Source organism: Pseudomonas sp. TE3728 (assembly GCF_056279145.1).
On the sequence record NZ_JBWBQT010000001.1, the window covers coordinates 1,741,667 to 1,761,987 of the forward strand.

The following is a 20,321-nucleotide window of genomic DNA, read 5'->3' on the forward strand; positions in this document are numbered from 1 at the left end:
TCTCTTTGCTCAACTCACATTCCCCTGTGGGAGCGAGCCTGCTCGCGATGGCGGCCTTCCAGTCAACAATGATGTTGTCTGACACTCCGTCATCGCGAGCAGGCTCGCTCCCACAGGTTTTTGTGTGTGCTCACTACTGCTCAAGCACAAAAAACGGCCCGAAGGCCGTTTCGTATTCAATCCGGTCAGACGGCCGGGGCTGCCTTCAATTCCAGACTATCCAGCGCCCGACTCACAGCCAGTTCACCCAGCATGATGAGCTGTGCGACGCCCAGTATCGTATTGCGCTGCGCCCCCTCCAGAAACCCGGCACAGTCACTGGCGATCACCTTGGCCGAGGCAAAGGATTCGCAGGCATTGGCCAGTAGCTCTTCGATGTCGATGCCCGGGGCGACGGTGTAAATCGTGCTCGGTTTGCGCGGGGTCTTGGGGGCGGACGGTTTGAGGTAGTGATCGAGAGCACGCTCGGCGGCTTCGTTGAGTTTTTTGGGATCGAGGGGATCGTAGGGGGAAACGTCGTCGGTTTCTGGCGGGTTAGGTGTGGCTTTGAACATGGTGAATCTCCTTTGGAAAATAGCACCACCAGAACCTGTCGCTAAACAAATAAGGGTGGCGACTGTATGCAGGTTAGCGAACCGGTCAAAGGCACCCGGTAGACCCAAGGGTCTCCCGCATACAGCCACCATAACGCAATTGCAGACGTCAAAAGTCGGCAATGAAGTCTGGAGCACTGATGCACTTTGAATAGTCCGAGTCGCTAAACCCGATCGCTGATTGGCAGCGATGCGGAAACGATAAAGACCAGGCCCAAAGCACACAAGCCGGCGGATTCTGGCGCAGTCGTAGGCAACGGCGCAAGGATCTGTAGCTTTCAGGAAGTAACGCTAAACACTATTAAACACATCCCTCGAATCAACACACATTCCCCTGTGGGAGCGAGCCTGCTCGCGATGGCGGCCTTCCAGTCAACAATGATGTTGTCTGACACTCCGTCATCGCGAGCAGGCTCGCTCTCACAGGGGATCGGGTATATCCGCAAAATCGGGTCGGCCATCAGGATCAAAAGATCGCAGCCTTCGGCAGCGCCTACGAGGCCGGTATGTTCAGGGGCTCGGACATGAACTGACTGATCCGTGAGCGCAGCCATTTTTCGGCAGGATCGTTGTCATGCACCCCGCTCCACGCCATCGACAACTGCGCGGCGTCGATAGGAAACGGCGGATCTTCGGCGCGCAAGGTACATCCCTCGACCAGCGCACACGCAGCGTAATCCGGCACCGTGGCAATCATCTCGGTACCGGCCAACAACGCCCGCAAGCCACTGAATTGCGGCACGCCCAATACAACGCGGCGAGAGCGGCCGACCTTGGCCAGATCCATATCGATGTTGCCGCTCAGATCACCGGAGAACGACACCATCGCGTGCGGCCGTGCGCAATATTCGTCGAGGGTCAGCGGCCCTGGACGGTCGTCACCGCGCAGCACTTTGCAGGGAATGTCGCGCAGGCGTTTGCGCTTGGCATTGGCCGGCAGGTCGGTGGTGTAACTCACCCCCACCGAAATCTCGCCAGACGCGAGCAACGCCGGCATCAGCAGATAATTGGCGCGGCGCACCACGACCACAATCCCCGGCGCTTCTTCTTGCAGTTTGCGCAACAACGGAGGAAAGAGTCCGAACTCGGCATCGTCCGACAGCCCGATGCGAAACACGTCGCAGCTGGTCGTTGGGTCGAACTCCTTGGCGCGGCTGACCGCCCCCGAGATGGTGTCCATCGCCGGTTGCAGTTCCTTGAGAATCGCCAGCGCCCGTGCGGTCGGCTCCATTCCGCGACCGTTGCGCAGCAACAACGGATCGTCGAACAAATCACGCAACCGCCCCAGCGCAGCGCTCACCGCGGGTTGGCCCATGAAGAGTTTTTCGGCGACCCGGGTCAGGTTTTTTTCGAACATCAGGGCTTCGAAAATCACCAGCAGGTTCATGTCGACGCGGCGCAGATCGTTACGGTTCATAAGCACAATCCCATGGTGTTTTCGGCCAGGCACGAAGGTTGACGAGCGCATCTGACTTTACTTGAGACCGCCCGTCCGGATCGAGGAATTAACAACGTTTAACTCGCAAGTCAAAGCCCCCACGACCAAGAATGAAACCCTCTGCGCAGACCTGTTTTTTTCAGAAAAGGGAACGTGCTGACCCACCGTGCAGTGCACCAGCGCGCTTCCACCGACACGGACATTTGTCATGGCTCACTTCCAGCAGAACGCGGTCAGCGCGTCAGCCACTCAAACACAAAAAAAAACCACGGGCGGACTCAGCCCCTGGCGTGAAACCCTGGCCAAGCAGTTGATCCTCGACCATCTCGATGAAACCCTGGAAGTGACAGAACTGGCACGGGCGTGCGCTCTGTCACGCAGTCATTTTTCCCGTGCGTTCAAATGCAGCACCGGTCTCTCGCCGCAAGACTGGATTCGCCGGCAACGCATCGCCCGGGCCAAGCAGCTGATCCAGAACACCGACCTGACCCTGACGCAAATCAGCCTGGAATGCGGCTTCTGCGATCAGGCGCATTTTTCCCATATTTTCACCCGCAGCGAAGGCGTTTCACCGTTTGCCTGGCGCTGTCGAACTGTGCGTTCTCTTCCCTCTCTCAACAGCAAAAGATCGCAGCCTTCGGCAGCTCCTACAGGGGTCCACAAAACCGCGTAGGAGCTGCCGAAGGCTGCGATCTTTTGATCTTGAATGCGAACAGCAAAGATCGCAGCCATAGCCATGCAGACGCTGGCGCAGCCTGCGATCTTTTGATCTTGATCAGCCCTTGATGAACGCCAGCAGATCTTCGTTGAGTTGATCCTTGTGGGTATCGGTCAGGCCGTGGGGTGCTCCCGGGTAGACCTTCAAGATGGAGCCCTTGACCAGTTTTGCCGCAGCGATACCGGCGGCTTCGATCGGCACGACCTGGTCGTCGTCGCCATGCACCACCAGGGTCGGCACGTCGAACTTCTTCAGGTCTTCGGTAAAGTCGGTTTCGGAGAACGCCTTGATGCAGTCATACGCGTTCTTGTGGCCGGACATCATGCCCTGCAGCCAGAACCAGTCGATCATGCCTTGGGACGGCTTGGCACCCGGGCGATTGAAACCAAAGAACGGACCGCTGGCCAGATCCTTGTACAGCTGCGAACGGTCGGCCAGGGACGCCTGACGAATACCGTCGAACACTTCCAGCGGCAAGCCGCCAGGGTTGGCTTCGGTCTTGAGCATCAACGGCGGCACCGAGGAAATCAGCCCTGCCTTGGCCACGCGTCCAGTGCCGTGGCGACCAATGTAGCGCGCCACTTCGCCACCGCCGGTGGAGAAGCCGAACAGCACGGCGTTTTGCAGGTCCAGATGCTCGATCAGCTGCGCCAGGTCATCAGCGTAAGAGTCCATCTCATTGCCGAACCACGGCTGGCTCGAACGACCGTGACCACGGCGATCATGGGCAATGACCCGGTAACCTTTCGAAGCCAGGAAGATCATCTGCGACTCCCAGCTGTCAGCGTTCAATGGCCAACCGTGGCTGAAGACGATTGGCTGACCGGTGCCCCAATCCTTGTAGTAAATCTCGGTGCCGTCTCGGGTGGTAAAGGTGCTCATGGTGATGTCTCCTCATGCATGGTTTTTGTGGCGGTTAATAAGAGGTGCGGACCATTCGTTCAGCCAGGCGTGCCACCCGTTCGCCCAAATGCGCGGCAGTGCGGCGGTCTTCGGGCGGCGGTGCAAGGTCGGGGGACTGTTCGACGTTCGATTGGGCCATGGCTCCCAGCGAACTGCCGAGCCGATTCAACTGCCCATCGAACAGGCCAATGCTGCTGCGCGCCGGCAGCAGGTCGAGGCCGACCCAGATCATCGAGTGCTGGGCGGCGAACACTGCCATCTGCTGCAAGGTGTTGAGCTTGTCGCCGCACAGGCAGCCTGAGTTGGTGAAGCCGGCGGCAAGTTTGTCGCGCCAGGGCTGGGCCAGGTAGAACGAGGCGGTAGCGTCCATGAAGCCCTTGAAGGCTGCCGAAGCACTGCCCATGTAGGTCGGGGCGCCAAAGATGATTGCATCGGCGCGGTGTAAGCGTTCCCAGTGATCGTCCACTTCTTCGACCGGAATCAGCCGACAGGTGCTGCCCAGGTGCCGTTCCACACCCTGGCCCACGGCCTCGGCCATGACCCGGGTGTGCCCGTAGCCACTGTGATAGACAACCACCACGTTGCTCATTCCGGCTCCTCCAGAAGGGTTCATCCTTTTTGCGGCACGCTTTTTGTTGCAAGAAGGCCGGTGCCTTCGGTTGAACTTGAAGGGATGGATTTTTGAGCGTAGACCGGACACACGACGAGTTAAACGTTGTTAATTTTCAACGGGGCGCCCACGCACCCGGCCAACACCGCCCCCAATAAATACGGGATCGACAAGCGCTGACGGGAATCCAGCAGCCGATGCACACACCGACGAGGTGCACGACAGAGCATTGCACTGCCGAAAAAACCTGAGGAATATGCCCCGATACCGTGCGATAGACGGATGCAAGCAGGAGTGACCCGTTGACCCTTTCTCCCGAACAGGCCATCCATTTCGGCCCTTACCGGATTTACCCCGGACAACGCCTGGTGATGGAGGCCGACCAGCCCTTGCGCCTGGGTCGGCGGGCCATGGACATTCTGTTGATCCTGCTGGAACACGCCGGGCAGGTGGTGAGCAAGCAGCAACTGATCGCCCGGGTCTGGCCCAAAAGCGTGGTGGAAGACATCAACCTGCGGGTGCACATGGCTGCGCTGCGCAAGGCCCTCGGTGATGGTCAGGCCGGCCAGCGCTACATCATCACCGTTGCTCAGCGCGGCTACAGTTTTGTCGCGCCGTTCTCTGTGGAGCACATCGAGCAAAGCCCGAAAAGCGCCGAAAATGGATCAAGCCGGCATAACCTGCCAATCCGTCGGACCCGCATGATTGGTCGTCAGGCTCTGGTCGACAGCGTGATAACGCAATTGACGCGGCAGCGTTTCATCACCCTCGTGGGCCCCGGCGGAATCGGCAAGACCACGGTGGCGCTGCGCGTCGCCGAGCAATTGATCGGCCGCTACCGAGACGGCATTCGCCTGCTGGACCTGGCACCGATCAACGACCCTTTGATGATCACTACGCACTTGGCAACGCTGCTGGATTTATCCTTGCACGACGCCGAACCCATGAGCGGTCTCGCCACGTTCCTGCGCGAACGGCAGATGCTGCTGGTCATCGACAATTGCGAACACTTGATCGATGCCATTGCGTTGCTCAGTGAAAGCATCCTGCGCGCGGCGCCCCAAGTGCACATTCTGGCCACCAGCCGCGAGAGCCTGCGGGCCGAAGGCGAGTTCGTGCAGCGCCTGGAATCGCTGGACTGCCCACCGCCCATCGCCGTGCTCGACCGCGCCCAGGCCCTGACGTTTTCGGCGCTGCAATTGTTTGTCGAACGGGCGATGGCCAGCCACGACAGTTTCGAACTGAGCGAAGCCGAACTGCCGCTGGCCATTGAAATCTGCCGGCGTCTGGACGGCATACCGCTGGCCATCGAACTGGCGGCAGCGCAAGTGGGCAGCCTGGGTTTGAGTGGGTTGCTGTTGCAGCTGCAAGGCAACTTTCGCCTGCTCACCCAAGGCTGCCAAACGACCTTGGGCCGCCATCAGACGCTGCGCGCGACGCTGGACTGGAGCTTCGAACTGCTCAATGCCTGCGAGCAAATCTGCCTGCGTCGACTGGGTATTTTTCGGGGCGCCTTCACCCTGGAGTCGGCGGCCGCCGTGATCGTCGGTGAACACCTCGAACCCGGCGTGGTATTGGCCTCGATCACCCAATTGGTCGCCAAGTCATTATTGAACGTGGAAGTCGGCGACGAAGAAGTGTTCTACCGGCTGCTCGACACCACACGTGGCTATGCACTGGAAAAACTCGCCCAGGCCCAGGAATTGCCGGACACCCGCGAGCGCCACGCCGAACGCTGCCTGGCCTTGATGCAGCAAGCCCGGGACGACTGGGAGCAGATCTCGAGCGATCGCTGGACCGAGCGTTACGCCCGCAACCTGGAAGACATCCGTTCTGCACTTGATTGGGGCTTGAATGCTCAAGGGCCGCAGGCCTTGGCGATCCGCCTCGCCGCGACCTCGACGCCGCTCTGGCAGGAACTGTCGCTGCTCAAGGAGCACGGCGTGTATGTACGCAAGGCTTTGGCATTGCTCGAAGCGACGCATCAGCCCTGCCCGCATGTGACCATTACCCTCAAGCTTGCCCTCGGCAGTTCCTGCTACCACACCCTGGGCAGCAGCGACGAAGCCGTCGAAGCGTTCGTCAGCGCCAAACACTTGGCCGAACACTGCAACGATGTGGCTGGTCAGCTGAAAGCGATTTCCGGGCACTTGGCGGTTGATCTTAGTTGCGGCCACTACCAACAGGCCCTGGAGCAGAGCCGACAATTTGAGCGGTTGGGGCTGCACGGTGATGCGGTGTTGGCCCTCAGCACCCAACGCTTGCGGGTTCTGGCGCTGCACTTTGCCGGCGATCAGGCTCTGGCGCGGGAGAATGCCGAGCAGGTCATTCAGCGCCTGGCCCAGAGCGGTCACCTCAACCGCTTCACCCACGGCTTTGGCGTGCAGTACGACCAGAGCGTCGCAGCCCTGACGATTCTGGCACGCATTCTCTGGATACAAGGGCACCCGGAAAAAGCCTGGCGTACCGCACGACAAGCACTCGACATTGCGATGCAGATCAATCATGGCACGTCCATCTGCTACACCCTGGCGCTGGCCGGTTGCCTGATCGCTCACTACAACGGCGACACCCCGGTCGCCCGCGAGCTCCTGAGCCTGCTGCTTGAGCAGGCGAAGAAACACTCGGTGCTGCTGTTCTACACGTGGGCCAAACATTACGCGCATGTGATCGGGGGGGCCGATGCGCCCTCGTCATCGCGAGCTAACACCGGGTTGATCAAGGAAATCATGGTCACGCTGGACAGTCGTTTCATCGATGACGCATTGCTGGAACGAGCCGAAAACGGTACGACGGGCTGGAGCACGGCGGAAATTCTGCGAGCCCGGGCCGACGCGTTGCTGACCGAGGATTGCCCGACCGGGGTCAGTGCGGCTGAGGCGGTGCTGTTCAAAGCTTTAGCCGTGGCAAAAACCCAGGGAGCGCTGGCCTGGGAACTGCGTAGCGCCACCTCATTGGCCCAACTATGGCAGCGTCAGGGTCACTTTCAGCAAGCCTATGAGCTGTTGGCGCCGATTTACCAGCGCTTCACCGAAGGCTTTGCCACACCGGACTTGACGAAAGTCCGTCGGCTACTCGACGAGCTGCAGCGACACCTGCCCGGCTGATGTCCAGCGTGCCCGGCTGATGTAGCCCTCATAACGCAGTTCACAGGCGCGCAAGTAGCCACTGTCGTCGAGTTTTTCCAGGGCATAGGCGCGGGTGGTGTTGAGGAAACGGTAACGCGTCACGCCGCTGCTCTGCTCCACCGAGAGCAGCGATTTGCGCGCCAGGCTTTCCACCCCTTTAACCAGACTGGCAGGCAACAGCACCGCGCCACTGATCACGCCAATTGCCGCGTCCAGGGTGAACGCCATTTTGAACACCGCCAGCCGCTGCAGCACGGTTTGCTCCAACGGGCTTAGCTGTTCATAGCTCCAGTCCAGTGCGGCTTTCAGGCTCTGATGCCGTGGCACGGCAGTGCGCCGCCCCTGTGTCAGCAGTTGAAAACAGTTACCCAGTTGCGCTTGCAACCCCACCAACGCCAACGCATCGATCTGCGCCGCCGCCAGTTCAATGGCCAGGGGCAGGCCATCCAGGCGCCGACAGATTTCGCGCACAGCCTTGAGGTCCTGTTGGCGCAGGGCAAACCCTTGCTGACGGGCTCGGGCGCGGCTGACCAACAGCTGCACCGCCGAATAACCCATGGCCTCGGCCACGTTGTATATCGCTGAGGCCGGCGGCACCGCCAGGGCCGGTATATGCAGCAGCGTTTCTCCCGCCGCTCGCAGGGGTTCGCGGCTGGTGGCCAGGATCGACAGCCGTGGCGCCGAGGCCAACAGATTGTCTACCACTGCCCGACAGCATTCGAGCAGGTGATCGCAATTGTCGAGCACCACCAAGGCATGCCGCTGCTCCAGCGCCGCCCCGCCGACGTCCGGTTCCAGCGTGCGCGACAGATGCTCGACGAGTTGCCCCGGGTCATCGATGGCCGCCAGATCAACCCTCCAGACACCGTCCTGATAGTGCTGCAACAGCAACTCGGCCACGCGCAGCGCCACGGTAGTTTTGCCAATGCCGGCGGGACCAATCAAAGTCATGAGACGTCGAACCGGCAACTGCCGGGCCACACTGCCGACGATCGAGTCGCGACCGGTCACCGGTGTGAGCCGCGCAGGCAGGTTGTGCTGAGGCTTGTGTTCCGTCTCGACCGGCACCTGCGAGCCTATCCCGTCGCGTTGTACCGGGGCGATGAAGCTGTAGCCGCGCTGGGGAATATTGACGATGTAACGCTGGCCGTTCTGACCATCGCCAAGGGCCCGACGCAGGGCGGCGATATGCACACGCAGGTTGATTTCCTCGACCACCGAGGTCGGCCAGACATGCGCGATCAGGGCATCCTTACTCACCACTGAACCGGCGCGCTCGAGCAGCACCTGCAAAATATCCAGGGCCCGCCCGCCCATGCGCAGCGCTCGATCACCGTCCAGGATCAGTCGCTGATGCAGGTGGAACGCGTAGGGCCCGAACCGCAGCACCGCATCGCTGTTTATATTGCTGAGGCTGTTCATGCACGTTCATGCGCAAACCTGGCCCGGCTCAAGGTACTGCAAAATCCATCGCACCCGTCCATCCAGGCTCCCGCATCTCCATGGCAAAGAGTTCAGGGGTATCTTGGCAGGCATGGGTGACGGTACAACGGCCACGGGAGGAGCATCACGGCCATCACGGTGCGCTTGACGGACAACGCCCCCTAACTGAACTGTTCGCGGTATTGAGTGGGGGTCAGGCCGAGCTTTTCACTGAACAGAAAGCGCATATGCCGCACGCTGCCGAAGCCACTTTTATAGGCCACGGTCTTCAGCGGCAGGTCGCTGGTTTCCAGCAGGTTCCTGGCACAATCGATGCGCGCACTTTGCAGAAACTCCATGGGCGTCATGCTCACTTCCCGGGCGAAAACCCGGGCGAAGTGCCGCGCACTCATGTTCACCAGGCTGGCCATGCGTTCGATGCTGAACGCTTCATCGAGGTGTTCGAGCACATGGTTCTGCACCCGGGTGATCGGCGTTTCATGGGGTGCCACTGCCGCCATCAACGGGCTGAACTGCGCCTGCCCGCCCTGGCGTTTCATTACCACCAACAACACCTTGGCGACGTCCTGGGCGACCTTCTTGCCATGGTCTTCGGCAACCACCGCGAGCGCCAGGTCGATGCCAGCGGTGACACCGCCAGAGGTGATGAGATTGCGGTCTTGTACGTAAATCTGATCGGTCTCGACGGTGGCCTTGGGGAAGCCTTTGATCAGACGTTCGGTGTAATGCCAGTGAGTGGTCACGCGATAACCGTCCAGCAGCCCGGCATGCCCGAGCACGAATGCGCCGGTGCAGATCGACCCATAACGGTTCGCCCGGGTGACAGCGCCCTGAAGCCAGGCGAGCAATGACGGATGTTTTTCGTTGTAGGCTCCCGGCCCGCCCGGCACCAGCAACAAGTCATAGCGCTCGTTCGCCTGATCGATGTGCAAATCGGCCTGAACGTTAACGCCGTTTGAAGCTCGCAGCGCGCCCGGCTCGGTGCCGATGGTCGACAGCTCGTAACGGTCCGCCGGTTCCAGATAGCGATTGGCGATGGAAAACACTTCCATGGGACCGGCCATGTCGAGCAGAAGAAAGTCGGGGAACAGCACCATTGCCACGGTTTTCATGGATTGGACATCACTGATATCAGAGAAGAAGGAAAATAGCGTCAGCAGTGCTGAGCATTATGGCCAAATGTACCAACAAGGATACGTGAACCAGCACCAAATACTGTCAACTTGAAAGAGACAGTATTTCAATTTTCATCTACTTATTGCACCAAACGGTAAACATTAACCTTCTCCTCACTCGGACGAGTTCACGTCCTGACAGGAGATTTCATCATGCTGACCCTTCGTAAAGCTTCGGATCGCGGCGCGGCCAATCACGGTTGGTTGAAGTCGTTCCATACCTTCTCCTTCGCCAACTACCGCAACCCTCGGGAGCAGGGTTTTTCAGACCTGCTGGTGATCAACGACGACCGTGTGGCGGCTGGCAAAGGCTTTGGCCAGCACCCTCACCGCGACATGGAGATTTTTTCCTATGTGCTCGAAGGTGCCCTGGAACACAAGGACACCTTAGGCACCGGTTCGGTGATCCGTCCCGGTGATGTGCAATTGATGAGCGCTGGCAGCGGCGTGGCTCACAGCGAGTTCAACCATTCGACGAACAAACCGGTGCACTTCCTGCAAATCTGGATCGTGCCAGAGGTTAGCGGCGCCAAACCGCGTTACCAGCAAGAGCACTTCAGCACGCAGAAAAAACGCGGGCGCTTGCAACTGATCATCTCCCCGGACGGCGCCAACGGTTCGCTGAAAGTTCGCCAGGATGCGCGGGTATATGCCGGCCTGATCGACGGCAAGGAAAGCGCCACCCTGGAACTGGCCGCCGATCGTTACGCCTATGTGCATGTGGCGCGCGGCAGTGTCGAGTTGAACGGCGTGCAGTTGCAGGAAGGCGATGGTGTGCGGGTTCGGGAAGAACAGGTGCTGAGCTTGAGCAACGGCGTGGATGCCGAGGTGTTGGTGTTTGATTTGCGGCCTCAGGAATTGCCGCAGATGCCATGAAGCCCCTCGCCACATTAGTCCGTATCACCAGGCACAAAAAAAACGGGCCGCGGGATGGCGCAAATCCCGCTCCCACAGGGGATTGACGCGCTATCGGTAACCACGAGCCTGCACGTTGAACAACTGCGCATACCGCCCGCCCGCCTCGACCAGGCTGTCGTGATCGCCTCGCTCAAGGATCGAGCCCTGGTCCAGCACGATGATGTGATCGGCATTGCGCACGCTGGAGAACCGATGAGAAATCAGCAACGTCATGCGGCCTTCGGTGTGTTGACTGAAATGCTCGAACACTGCCGCTTCCGCCGCCGGGTCCAGGGCAGAGGTCGGCTCATCCAGAATCAGGATATCGGCGTCGCGGCGCATGTAAGCGCGAGACAAGGCGATTTTTTGCCATTGCCCACCGGACAATTCCTGCCCACCGGCAAACCACCGGCCCAACTGCGTCGCGTAGCCGCGATCCAGGCGCTCGATGAAGGGCGCGGCCATGCCCTCGGCGGCCGCTTGCTGCCAGCGCGTTTCATCGTTGAACGCCAAGGTATCGCCCACGCCGATATTCTCGCCCACGGAGAACTGGTAGCGAATGTAATCCTGGAAGATCACGCCGATGCGTCGTCTCAGCGCTTCTTCGTCCCAGGACTGCAAATCGCTGCCATCCAGCAAAATACGGCCCTGATCGGGGCGATACAGCCGAGTCAGCAACTTGATCAGCGTGGTTTTGCCCGAGCCGTTTTCCCCCACCAGGGCAACGCTGTGTCCAGGCATCAGGTGCAGATCGATACCCTGCAAAGCGGCGCGGCTCGCTCCCGGATAACGGAAACCGACGTTCTCGAAACGCAAACCGTCGCCGGGCACCGCGCCCACGGTAAGGCTTCCGCTATCGGCAATAACCGGTTCGGCCAAATACTCGTAGAGGCTCGACAGGTAAAGGCCATCCTCGTAAAGACCACTGATCGCGCTCAAACTGCTGCTCACGGCGGCCTGCCCCTGCTTGAACAGCACCAGGTACATGGTCATTTGCCCAAGGGTGATATTGCCGTGAACGGTATCGACCACGACCCAGGCGTAGGCCAGATAAAATGCAGCTGTGCCCAGCAGTCCCAGTACAAATCCCCAGCCATCACGACGCAATGTCAGGCGCCGGTCTTCGGCGTAGAGACGCGCAAATGTGTCCCGATAACGCTGCAACAGCAGCGGCGCGAAGCCGAACAGTTTCACCTCTTTGATGTAGCCCTCATGGGAGAGCAGCGTCTCGATGTAATTCTGCTGCCGACTCTCCGGCGCCCGGCGCGTGAACAGGCGAAAGGCATCCCCGGAAAAATGCGCTTCGGCAAAGAACACCGGCAACGCCCCAACCACCAGCAGCACCAACGCCCACGGCGAAAAATGCACCAGTAACACACCGAAACTGATCAACACGATCAGGTTCTGGATCAGCCCCAGCGACTTCATTACCAGCGCCAGCGGCCGGGTCGATGCCTCGCGTCGCACCCGTACCAGCTTGTCGTAAAACTCGGAATTCTCGAACTGCACCAACGATAACGTCTGGGCTTTTTCCAGAATCATCGTGTTGACCTTCTGCCCCAACTGCACCCGCAACAGCGATTGCTGAACCGACAATGCACGCTGTGTCCCGGACAGCAACGCAAGCACGCCTGCTTCAAACAGCACATACCGCACAACCGGCCATAATGGCGCACTGCCCTGTTGGGCGTGCAATTGCATGGCCGTGACTACAGCATCAACAATCCGCTGCCCCAACCAGGCCGCCAGCGCCGGCAGCACACCGGCAACCAGAGTTGCCAGCACCAATCCCAGAAACAGCCCGCGGGACGTTCCCCAGACCAGCAACAAGGCACGTCTCGCCTGATCGAGCAAAGAGGCGAAGCGGGTCAGGACGGGCATAGGACGATGGACTCGCTGGCAGATGTCAGAGAAGCGCGGCGGTTCTACAGTACGTGAAACAAGCCATCACAAGGCGATAAGCCTCGCTTGGCCCATAGGAAAACACCTGAAAAATACCACCGCTCGCCAGGTTTTAGCGCTTTGCTATCTGGAGTCAATGCCCACCGGCATTCGAGCACGAACCTGAACGTCCCCCTCTCAATAACCGCCTGATCTTCAACGGCGACTGCGAGGCCGCTTTTACGAAATGTCGACAGTGTGGTGGAGGCAGAACGGTTTTTTGCTGCCGCTGGAGGCGACGTTCTGGGCGGTCCGTTTCGGAATGCTGGTCGATCGGTTTGGCGTTGCGTGGATGGTTAATTGCAAAAAGGATCGGGCTCCCCCCGGTTAGTACATAAAATTTAATGGCGCTTTAATATCAACTTTTGGATTTTTTCAATAGCCAAACAGAATAACTATCCGCTGACAAATTACCCCTTCGACATTAATATTACGAATATAATGCCAAAAACCTCAATTAATATAGTCATTCGCCCTAAAAAGAGGCGGTCGCTGTACTGATCGCCATCCCAACGTGCACCTACATCACCCTAGAACACCGTGGAATATCCTTATAAATCAACTCCAATTTTCAAAAATGCGGACATCCGCACAGTTCATACGCAAGACTCCTCAGTTGTGCTTCGTTCTGCAGCCAGATGGGCAATTAGCCATCGCATCTGTATTGCTCATAGAAAAGTCAACCTAAAGAGCCTAGTCCGACTGAAAGGGGCCCACCAACTAAGCCCGATATCACAAACACCAATGGGCTTGAGCCTCGGCATTTGCCTATGTCATTGAATCAGCTAAAACTACTGAGCATGGAGTGACGTGTGTTCAAGACGGGAAATGTTATAAAAAGTCAGATAACGTCAGTATTTTGTGTATTAAGATTGCAACGCCAGCACATATGAGTAATTTACATGATGAGTACTGAGAGCAAAATCGAAAATAGCCAGAGGGGTATTCTCGCTATTGGGCGCACTTGGCGCTCGACAGAGAAACTTCGCCAACTATTTGTACCTAATCTCACACATGTTTATATATTAGATTATCCAAACCCGCCAAGCATGGATATCGAAACGCAAACACTCGATACCGTACTGATCGATATTGAAAGCCCCTCCATACTTAATGACTGCCTGGCGCTGATCAAAAAGTTACGTACGAACCCGACAGAACTGGCCATTATCGTGGCAATCAACTATCGATCTCCGCACGCTAAAATTGAATGTTATCTGGCCGGAGCCAATCACTGTATCAATGTACCTAACGATCAGGAAGAAAAGGCCAGGTTACTCTCAGAGTTGCTCGAAACTCCTGAATGGCAGCCGAGTATAAAGTTGACCCTGGACCAAACATGCCTGCACTTATACAACGATGAATACAAACTGGATCTGGCCTATCAGGAAATGAAAGCCCTGGATGCGCTTATCAACGCAGAAGGCAATATCCTGCACCATGATTGCATGGCCGAGTCCATGGGCTTGAATATAAAACTCTACGACTCACGCGTCTTGGAGAAATCCATAAGCCGGCTTCGAAATAAAATCAAAAAACACTTTGGCATTAACATCATTCACAGTGTACGTGGTTATGGTTATCGACTACTTCGAGGGGTCGTCTCCGTCAATCAAACAAATTTTCACTCTTAAAGGACTAGGAAATGGAGCCCGGCAGGCAAGCTATAGTGCACGAAAACTTCGCATTGGTATTCTTCAGGCAATCGATTCTGAAACGAAACGATGAACTGTTCGGCAGTGAAATTTATGCCAAGGCGACCAAACAGGAGACACCGCTGAACAAGGGGTATCAACAACTGCATTCCGATCATCCACTGGCGACTTATTACGAAGTCCTGACACGGATCCAATTGAATGCCCTCTCGCAGATTGAGGCCCTGCCTTCCCATTCCGCACCGGTACCAAACAAACTGTTCGTGACCATGAATCAATCTGCTTTATTGGATAAAGCGCTGATCAAGGAAATGAACGATGCACAAGCGATACTCAAAAAGCATGAGCAACAGCTAATCCCCAGCATTAACAGCAGTTCGTTCCTGTCGTTCAACCTGAAAGAAAAAAGAACTATTATCAATCACATTCATTTATTGAAAGACAATGGTATCGAGATCGCTTTCGATGGCTATGATTTAAGCGACGACAGCACCGAAAAATTGATCAGCCTGACGCTATTCGATTATATAAAAGTTGACCTGACCAAATCCAACTTCGACATCATGGTCGAAAACAGCCAGGACTTTTTCAACCGGTCTTACGACTGTCTGAGCGGCATGATCCATGACAGCAAGATCAAATTCGTGGCGGACAGGGTGGAGCACAAAGCACTACACACACTGGCTCGCAGCATGCCCTTCGACTTTTTTCAGGGGAGGTACTACTCGCCGACTGAGCTTATTTAAGTTTTGAAAACTTCACCAGACTAGGAAGGAACCTTATTGTGAGTACGCCGAATAATAGTTTTCTGATTTTCACCCGGGACCAACTAGCACGACAAGCAATCGAATCGCTTCTCGCGCAACGCCTGTATTTATCTTTTGAAATCGAGTCAGGTAAACTCAGCAGCGAACGCATCCGAAAGAGTCGATTCACGCACATCCTGCTCGACCAGGCGGACATATCGCTAAGCGATGTCAGCTTCATCCGTAAAAATCAAAAAGATGCGGAAATCATCCTCATAACACCCAACTCTGAATCTTCAGAACTCCATCACTTTTCGCACTTCGGTGTTGATGGCTTTCTCAAGAAGCCGGTGGCTGACGAAGAGTTCATCTCGGCAGTCAGTCGGGTTAAAGAGTCCCAGGGCAATCCTGATATCTGGTGGTTTAATGCCGACGATCGAACGTTGTTCAAAGAAGACATCACTATTCCATTGACCGGTACCGAATCGTTAATGCTCACTCAATTGGTCCTCAGCGATCGACGAGTACTCAGCAAAAATGATCTTATTCTACGCATCGATAAAGACCCGGACCAATATAGCGGACTTGAAATGTGCTTGAGCCGGTTACAGAAAAAGTTCAAAACTGCAGCTAATGGCGAACGGCTGGTTCGCTCGGTCAGAAACCGTGGTTACTGCCTGGCACAGAGGATAAGAGTCGCCTACTGAGCGAGTGATCGCAAAAACAATAACAATAAACGCGATTCTCCGCCCCACTTGATACACCACCCACACCCACCACCTGCCTCCTTGCACTGCATATCCTGACTATCGCCATAAACTCTCTTATGGCGCACGCTCCGTTTTCCCCTCGCCTAGCCGGCAAACGTTTTTCGAATGCCGCAATTATATAGATGATTGAGCGATATCCTCCTAACAAAACAGCACGACCTTTTATAACAAGGCCTCTAAAAGAGTGGCCGTTATAATTCGTCAGACACCCACGAAGATTTAGGTACTAGTATAAAACCAGACACTGAGACAACCGTATCAGCTGACTTGAAAACAAAGCCAATATGGCCAGCCATAAGCCCATGCTATTCCCCTCATAATAAGAAAAATAACTTCTGACTGAACCTCGTTCGCTCAGCCTTTGTGCGTGGCTGCCATTTATTAACCGTCGACTGATACACAACGTGGCGCAGGCCCGAGGACACCGCGATGGTACATAATCGTATTAATCGAAACAGCATATCCAAAGGGCTGACTTTCTGGGGGCAATGGATCATTGCCATCACATCAGTCAACACGCTGTTATTTGCTCTGGCGCTCTATCAGACAGGAGAAATAGAGGCCCATTACCGTGTGTTAGCGGTGCTTACTCTACTGGGTTCGGTCCCCTCCTATTCCCTGCTGCTGGTTTATCACAAACAGCATGGTTACCTCTCCGGCCTGGGTCGACTGCTACTGGGGTGGCTGCTGACGCTGGCCGGACTGACCACCATCGGCTTTCTCAGCAAGACCAGCGAATTGTTCTCCCCGGGAAATCATCCTGGTATGGGCTTTGGCCGGTTATTGTGTGCAGGCCTTGCTGTACTTGCCTTTGCACAGCTTTTCCAGGCACTACCATCGGCAATTGCACAGCCAAAACAACACCCTGATTATCGGCACCGACCAACTGGCGGTGAATCTGGCAGACAAACTGGCCAAAACCGAATACCCGCCGCTGGTCGGCCTGATCAGCTCAAAACCCAACGAACTGTCGACCAACGTCAATGCCCACAGAATCGTCGGTCAGCTGCAGGAATTGCGCGAGCTGATCCGGGTGCACGATGTCCGGCGGTTATACATCGCGCTGCCCCTGAGCGAGGCCAAACAGGTCGAAGCGCTGTACATCGATCTTCTCGACTCGAATGTCGATGTAGTCTGGGTTCCTGACCTGGGCAGCATGACGTTGCTCAATCATTCCGTTAGCGAACTGGATGGCCTGCCCGCCATTCACCTCAATGAAAGCCCGCTGACCAGTTATCCGACAGCGGCGCTGAGCAAAACAATGCTGGACCGAAGCCTCGCCGCCCTGGCGCTGATCGGCTTCAGTCCGCTGCTTTTGATAATTGCCGTTGCGGTGAAGATCTCGTCCCCGGGCCCGATCATCTTCAAACAGGAGCGCCATGGCTGGAACGGCAAGATCATCAAGGTCTGGAAGTTCCGCTCCATGCGCCTGCACGACGATCATCAGGTCCGCCAGGCCGGTCGTGAAGACCCGCGCATTACTCCAGTCGGCCGTTTCATACGACGCACCTCCATCGATGAACTGCCGCAGTTCTTCAATGTGCTGCAAGGCCATATGGCGCTGGTCGGGCCGCGGCCCCATGCGATCGCCCATAACGACTACTACACCGGCAAGATTCAGGCTTACATGGCCCGCCATCGAATCAAACCGGGCATCACCGGGCTCGCCCAGATCAGCGGCTGCCGTGGCGAAACCGAGACCCTCGACAAGATGCAAAAGCGTGTGGAGATCGACCTCAACTACATCAACAACTGGTCGTTATGGCTCGACATCAAGATCCTGATCAAAACCCCCTTCACGCTGTTTTCCAAGGACATCTATTAACCGCTGAGATGTTCACCTTCTATTCTTCAGCTTGCGGTTAACAACGCTGCGATCCGGGCAGTCAGATTTATGACTGCCCGGCCCCCTCTATCTCATCTCCTTCGCACTCTTTTTTTGTAGCCGCTGCCAAAGGCTGCGTTCTGACGAAGCAGTCGTGAATTTGGGGCCAAATCTTTATATTCTTTGTGGTGATACAGGAAATTGGGTTTTAAGCAGAGATGGCAAAAAATTCGAATACGACGTGGCCAGTGATGAGCCAACCTGAGACTGACCTCCAACTGTAAATCCTTCGATACACGCTAGAGGAAAATGCTTCTGGCTTTCACTTTTCAATCGGCGATTAGCGCCATCGCCGTAAGCACAGGCTTCGCCGCGCCGAATACGGCAATCATCCGGACCAGCGCGGTCTCGGTACCGGCGCGGATGTCCCGGGAGTCATTTGCGGATGACGTTAACGTTGATGCCGTGTTAGATGGCAACCCCGGAAGCCGTCACGCCTGGTTGCAGGCACTCCTGAACAACCGAAAATTTCGTCTGTTCTGTGTACTTTTTCATGCCCCCCCGATGTTGATGTCCAAACTTTCGGGGCCAGATCAAAATATGCAGAGACCATCGCACTTAATATCGTAGTTCGGACGGTGTGTTGGCTGGACGCTTACAAATAATCTGCTAAACGTTATGGTTGACGAGCATAAGAAACTAACACACACAAGAGTGAACACTTCATCACCTAATTGACCTTTCGACATAGCACACGGCAGGGTAAGTTTGTGCGCTGCATAATCCTTCGATCTAACTTAGCGTACGAAGCAAACGCGCCTCAAGCCTCTCATCTAAAAGCCTAACAAGGCCATCACGTTATTATTTGTCAGCTATCATAACGCGCACCCATTCACAATAAATGGTAAAGAATCTTGTTTAGACGCACTCCATCCGCAGCCCCTTAAGAGCATTGAAAATTATAAATCCTGACCACACACAAAACATAGAACACTATAAAGCCAAGTCATTCCAGCCGGAACAATCACAGAAGGAGAAGTAAAATGCTTATTGGAATTCACTACATGCGAGGATTAGCCGCATTAATGGTCGTGTTTTTTCACGCAATAAGCTTTATGGTTATTTACAAAAATTACAACTCCCCTTTCGCTCATCACATATTAGCGACAGGCGTGGATATTTTTTTTGTAATTAGCGGCTTCCTGATGGTAAAAACCACAGAAAAATACAAAGAAAGCAGGCTAGACTGGAAGTCTTTCCTCTATAAAAGACTAGTACGAATAACCCCAATGTACTGGACCATTACAATACTAATCGCCCTTGCGATAATGTACAAACCGTCGCTATCTGAAAAGACCATTGATGTCGATTTCTTAATCAAGAGCCTTTTGTTTCTTCCTACAAAAATCCCAAACAGCGATGTACAGTCCACCATTATCCCAGTCGGATGGACTTTAGTTTATGAAATGTTTTTCTATATGGTTTTCGCGGCTTTCACTGCCATTAACTACCGCAAGGGCCTCGCCGCAATCATTCTTATCTTTTGCATGCTTTCACTTGTTCATAGCCAATTCGACAATTACTACCTAACTCTTTATACAAATCCTATCATATTAGAGTTTTGCTTAGGAATGATCATAGCAAAACTCTCCACCCCTTCTAGCAAACACGCCCTACTGCTGATGGGTCTTGGATTTTTGGCCCTAACAACCGGCGCATACTTTGATGGCCCGCATTTCAACACTCGATTTTTAAGTGCGGGATTTGGTGCCGCCCTCATTATTTATGGCGCCAGCGGACTAAAGCTGAAGAAAACATTAGTCATACCCAAACTTTTAGGTGACAGCTCTTACACCACCTACCTAATACATATGTATGTGATCAAAGCTGGCGCAAAATTTCTACCCCCAAGCTTTGCCTCATGCCTGATACTGGCAGCTTTCTCAATTGCGGTCGGACACATAGTGTATTTATTAATTGAATCCCCTATACAAAAAACAATTTTTAACTTTAAAAACAAAATCCGCCCAGAGTTACAAGTAAGAACCTAATCAGTAAATTTGGACTGTGCAGTAATCGGCTAGAGTTATTTGGGGGATCCTATACAGCCCAACCCTATCGATAGACGCTCTGAAAATCAGCCAGCTTTAGCTTCAGGGCTAGCTGATATAGCTAAGTCAGATCCTCCGCTTCGATGCAATAGTGTCCAGGAGGATCTGCCACAGCTTTTTACATCCTAGGGCTTAGGGTGTTTATCTTTAACTGCCTGAACTTGGACAGCCATTTCGATAGCAGCGCCCCCCCCTTCCATAAAGCGTCTAGTTGATAGCTTAATGCCTCGTAATCATCGGCCAAGACTACGTTCCTTTAACACAGCCCGAGTCGAACGCAGCCTTGCAAGCTCGGCTGCGGCGACAGGCATTAGCCCGGATAAAGTGGCAAGAGAGGTATTGCTGGAGGGAATATAGAGAGGATCAAC

Annotated in this window: 14 protein-coding genes and 2 pseudogenes; 9 read left to right on the forward strand and 7 right to left on the reverse strand. The window is 55.4% G+C overall.

Annotation, left to right across the window (positions count from 1 at the left end; genetic code table 11):
• Positions 1–185 precede the first annotated feature (185 nt).
• Both ACZ89R_RS07265 and ACZ89R_RS07270 read right to left on the reverse strand, forming a co-directional pair.
• Positions 186–554 (reverse strand): DUF6124 family protein, encoded by a 369-nt coding sequence (locus ACZ89R_RS07265; protein WP_429546205.1) that lies wholly within the window; start codon positions 552–554, stop codon positions 186–188.
• Positions 555–1,086: 532 nt separating this feature from the next.
• On the reverse strand, positions 1,087–2,010 hold the full coding sequence (locus ACZ89R_RS07270; protein WP_429546204.1) for a LysR family transcriptional regulator: 924 nt from the start codon (positions 2,008–2,010) through the stop codon (positions 1,087–1,089).
• A 229-nt stretch (positions 2,011–2,239) separates the two neighbouring features.
• Here ACZ89R_RS07270 and ACZ89R_RS07275 point away from each other — a divergent pair, with 229 nt between their 5' ends.
• Positions 2,240–2,704 carry a helix-turn-helix domain-containing protein gene (locus ACZ89R_RS07275; protein WP_429546203.1) on the forward strand — a complete coding sequence of 155 codons (465 nt, stop codon included), beginning with the start codon at positions 2,240–2,242 and terminating at the stop codon, positions 2,702–2,704.
• A 102-nt stretch (positions 2,705–2,806) separates the two neighbouring features.
• Here ACZ89R_RS07275 and ACZ89R_RS07280 read toward each other — a convergent pair whose 3' ends face one another.
• Both ACZ89R_RS07280 and ACZ89R_RS07285 read right to left on the reverse strand, forming a co-directional pair.
• Positions 2,807–3,631, reverse strand: a complete 825-nt coding sequence (locus ACZ89R_RS07280; protein ID WP_192343413.1) for an alpha/beta fold hydrolase — start codon at positions 3,629–3,631, stop codon at positions 2,807–2,809.
• A gap of 34 nt (positions 3,632–3,665) precedes the next feature.
• Complete coding sequence (locus ACZ89R_RS07285; RefSeq protein ID WP_123497653.1) at positions 3,666–4,241, reverse strand: flavodoxin family protein; 576 nt, start codon at positions 4,239–4,241, stop codon at positions 3,666–3,668.
• A 323-nt stretch (positions 4,242–4,564) separates the two neighbouring features.
• On the opposite strand from ACZ89R_RS07285, the gene ACZ89R_RS07290 reads away from it, so the two are divergent.
• Positions 4,565–7,369, forward strand: coding sequence for an ATP-binding protein (locus tag ACZ89R_RS07290; RefSeq protein ID WP_429546202.1), 2,805 nt, complete (start codon positions 4,565–4,567; stop codon positions 7,367–7,369).
• Here the strand turns inward: ACZ89R_RS07290 and ACZ89R_RS07295 are convergent.
• Positions 7,334–8,812 carry an ATP-binding protein gene (locus ACZ89R_RS07295; RefSeq protein WP_429546201.1) on the reverse strand — a complete coding sequence of 493 codons (1,479 nt, stop codon included), beginning with the start codon at positions 8,810–8,812 and terminating at the stop codon, positions 7,334–7,336. The two genes, ACZ89R_RS07290 and ACZ89R_RS07295, sit on opposite strands and share 36 nt — an antisense overlap.
• A gap of 182 nt (positions 8,813–8,994) precedes the next feature.
• A complete protein-coding gene (locus ACZ89R_RS07300) occupies positions 8,995–9,945 on the reverse strand; it encodes a GlxA family transcriptional regulator (RefSeq protein WP_429546200.1) in 951 nt (316 codons plus the stop codon).
• Between the two features lie 216 nt (positions 9,946–10,161).
• Between ACZ89R_RS07300 and ACZ89R_RS07305 the strand changes: the two genes are divergently transcribed.
• Positions 10,162–10,884: a pirin family protein gene (locus ACZ89R_RS07305; RefSeq protein WP_429385118.1), complete on the forward strand. Its 723-nt coding sequence runs from the start codon at positions 10,162–10,164 to the stop codon at positions 10,882–10,884.
• A 90-nt stretch (positions 10,885–10,974) separates the two neighbouring features.
• On the opposite strand, the gene ACZ89R_RS07310 is transcribed toward ACZ89R_RS07305, so the two are convergent.
• Positions 10,975–12,786 carry an ABC transporter ATP-binding protein gene (locus ACZ89R_RS07310; protein ID WP_429385116.1) on the reverse strand — a complete coding sequence of 604 codons (1,812 nt, stop codon included), beginning with the start codon at positions 12,784–12,786 and terminating at the stop codon, positions 10,975–10,977.
• 246 nt (positions 12,787–13,032) lie between these two features.
• Between ACZ89R_RS07310 and ACZ89R_RS07315 the strand changes: the two are divergent.
• From ACZ89R_RS07315 to ACZ89R_RS07340, 6 genes and pseudogenes are all read left to right on the forward strand, one after another.
• Positions 13,033–13,177 (forward strand): annotated as a pseudogene (locus ACZ89R_RS07315) (VOC family protein); the annotation flags it as partial.
• Between the two features lie 571 nt (positions 13,178–13,748).
• Positions 13,749–14,480, forward strand: coding sequence for a winged helix-turn-helix domain-containing protein (locus ACZ89R_RS07320; protein WP_429546199.1), 732 nt, complete (start codon positions 13,749–13,751; stop codon positions 14,478–14,480).
• Between the two features lie 11 nt (positions 14,481–14,491).
• Positions 14,492–15,247, forward strand: coding sequence for an EAL domain-containing protein (locus ACZ89R_RS07325; RefSeq protein ID WP_429546198.1), 756 nt, complete (start codon positions 14,492–14,494; stop codon positions 15,245–15,247).
• Positions 15,248–15,285: 38 nt separating this feature from the next.
• Complete coding sequence (locus ACZ89R_RS07330) at positions 15,286–15,954, forward strand: winged helix-turn-helix domain-containing protein (protein WP_429546197.1); 669 nt, start codon at positions 15,286–15,288, stop codon at positions 15,952–15,954.
• A 492-nt stretch (positions 15,955–16,446) separates the two neighbouring features.
• Positions 16,447–17,842, forward strand: a pseudogene (locus ACZ89R_RS07335) (undecaprenyl-phosphate glucose phosphotransferase).
• A gap of 1,043 nt (positions 17,843–18,885) precedes the next feature.
• Complete coding sequence (locus ACZ89R_RS07340) at positions 18,886–19,893, forward strand: acyltransferase family protein (RefSeq protein ID WP_429546196.1); 1,008 nt, start codon at positions 18,886–18,888, stop codon at positions 19,891–19,893.
• The last annotated feature ends 428 nt before the right edge of the window (positions 19,894–20,321 follow it).

What these genes read in the sequence shown, in the direction of transcription:
- ACZ89R_RS07265 (WP_429546205.1), bottom strand. Translation starts at nt 554, where the DNA reads ATGTTCAAAGCCACACCTAACCCGCCAGAAACCGACGACGTTTCCCCC.
- ACZ89R_RS07270 (WP_429546204.1), bottom strand. Translation starts at nt 2,010, where the DNA reads ATGAACCGTAACGATCTGCGCCGCGTCGACATGAACCTGCTGGTGATT.
- ACZ89R_RS07275 (WP_429546203.1), top strand. Translation starts at nt 2,240, where the DNA reads ATGGCTCACTTCCAGCAGAACGCGGTCAGCGCGTCAGCCACTCAAACA.
- ACZ89R_RS07280 (WP_192343413.1), bottom strand. Translation starts at nt 3,631, where the DNA reads ATGAGCACCTTTACCACCCGAGACGGCACCGAGATTTACTACAAGGAT.
- ACZ89R_RS07285 (WP_123497653.1), bottom strand. Translation starts at nt 4,241, where the DNA reads ATGAGCAACGTGGTGGTTGTCTATCACAGTGGCTACGGGCACACCCGG.
- ACZ89R_RS07295 (WP_429546201.1), bottom strand. Translation starts at nt 8,812, where the DNA reads ATGAACAGCCTCAGCAATATAAACAGCGATGCGGTGCTGCGGTTCGGG.
- ACZ89R_RS07300 (WP_429546200.1), bottom strand. Translation starts at nt 9,945, where the DNA reads ATGAAAACCGTGGCAATGGTGCTGTTCCCCGACTTTCTTCTGCTCGAC.
- ACZ89R_RS07305 (WP_429385118.1), top strand. Translation starts at nt 10,162, where the DNA reads ATGCTGACCCTTCGTAAAGCTTCGGATCGCGGCGCGGCCAATCACGGT.
- ACZ89R_RS07310 (WP_429385116.1), bottom strand. Translation starts at nt 12,786, where the DNA reads ATGCCCGTCCTGACCCGCTTCGCCTCTTTGCTCGATCAGGCGAGACGT.
- ACZ89R_RS07320 (WP_429546199.1), top strand. Translation starts at nt 13,749, where the DNA reads ATGATGAGTACTGAGAGCAAAATCGAAAATAGCCAGAGGGGTATTCTC.
- ACZ89R_RS07325 (WP_429546198.1), top strand. Translation starts at nt 14,492, where the DNA reads ATGGAGCCCGGCAGGCAAGCTATAGTGCACGAAAACTTCGCATTGGTA.
- ACZ89R_RS07340 (WP_429546196.1), top strand. Translation starts at nt 18,886, where the DNA reads ATGCTTATTGGAATTCACTACATGCGAGGATTAGCCGCATTAATGGTC.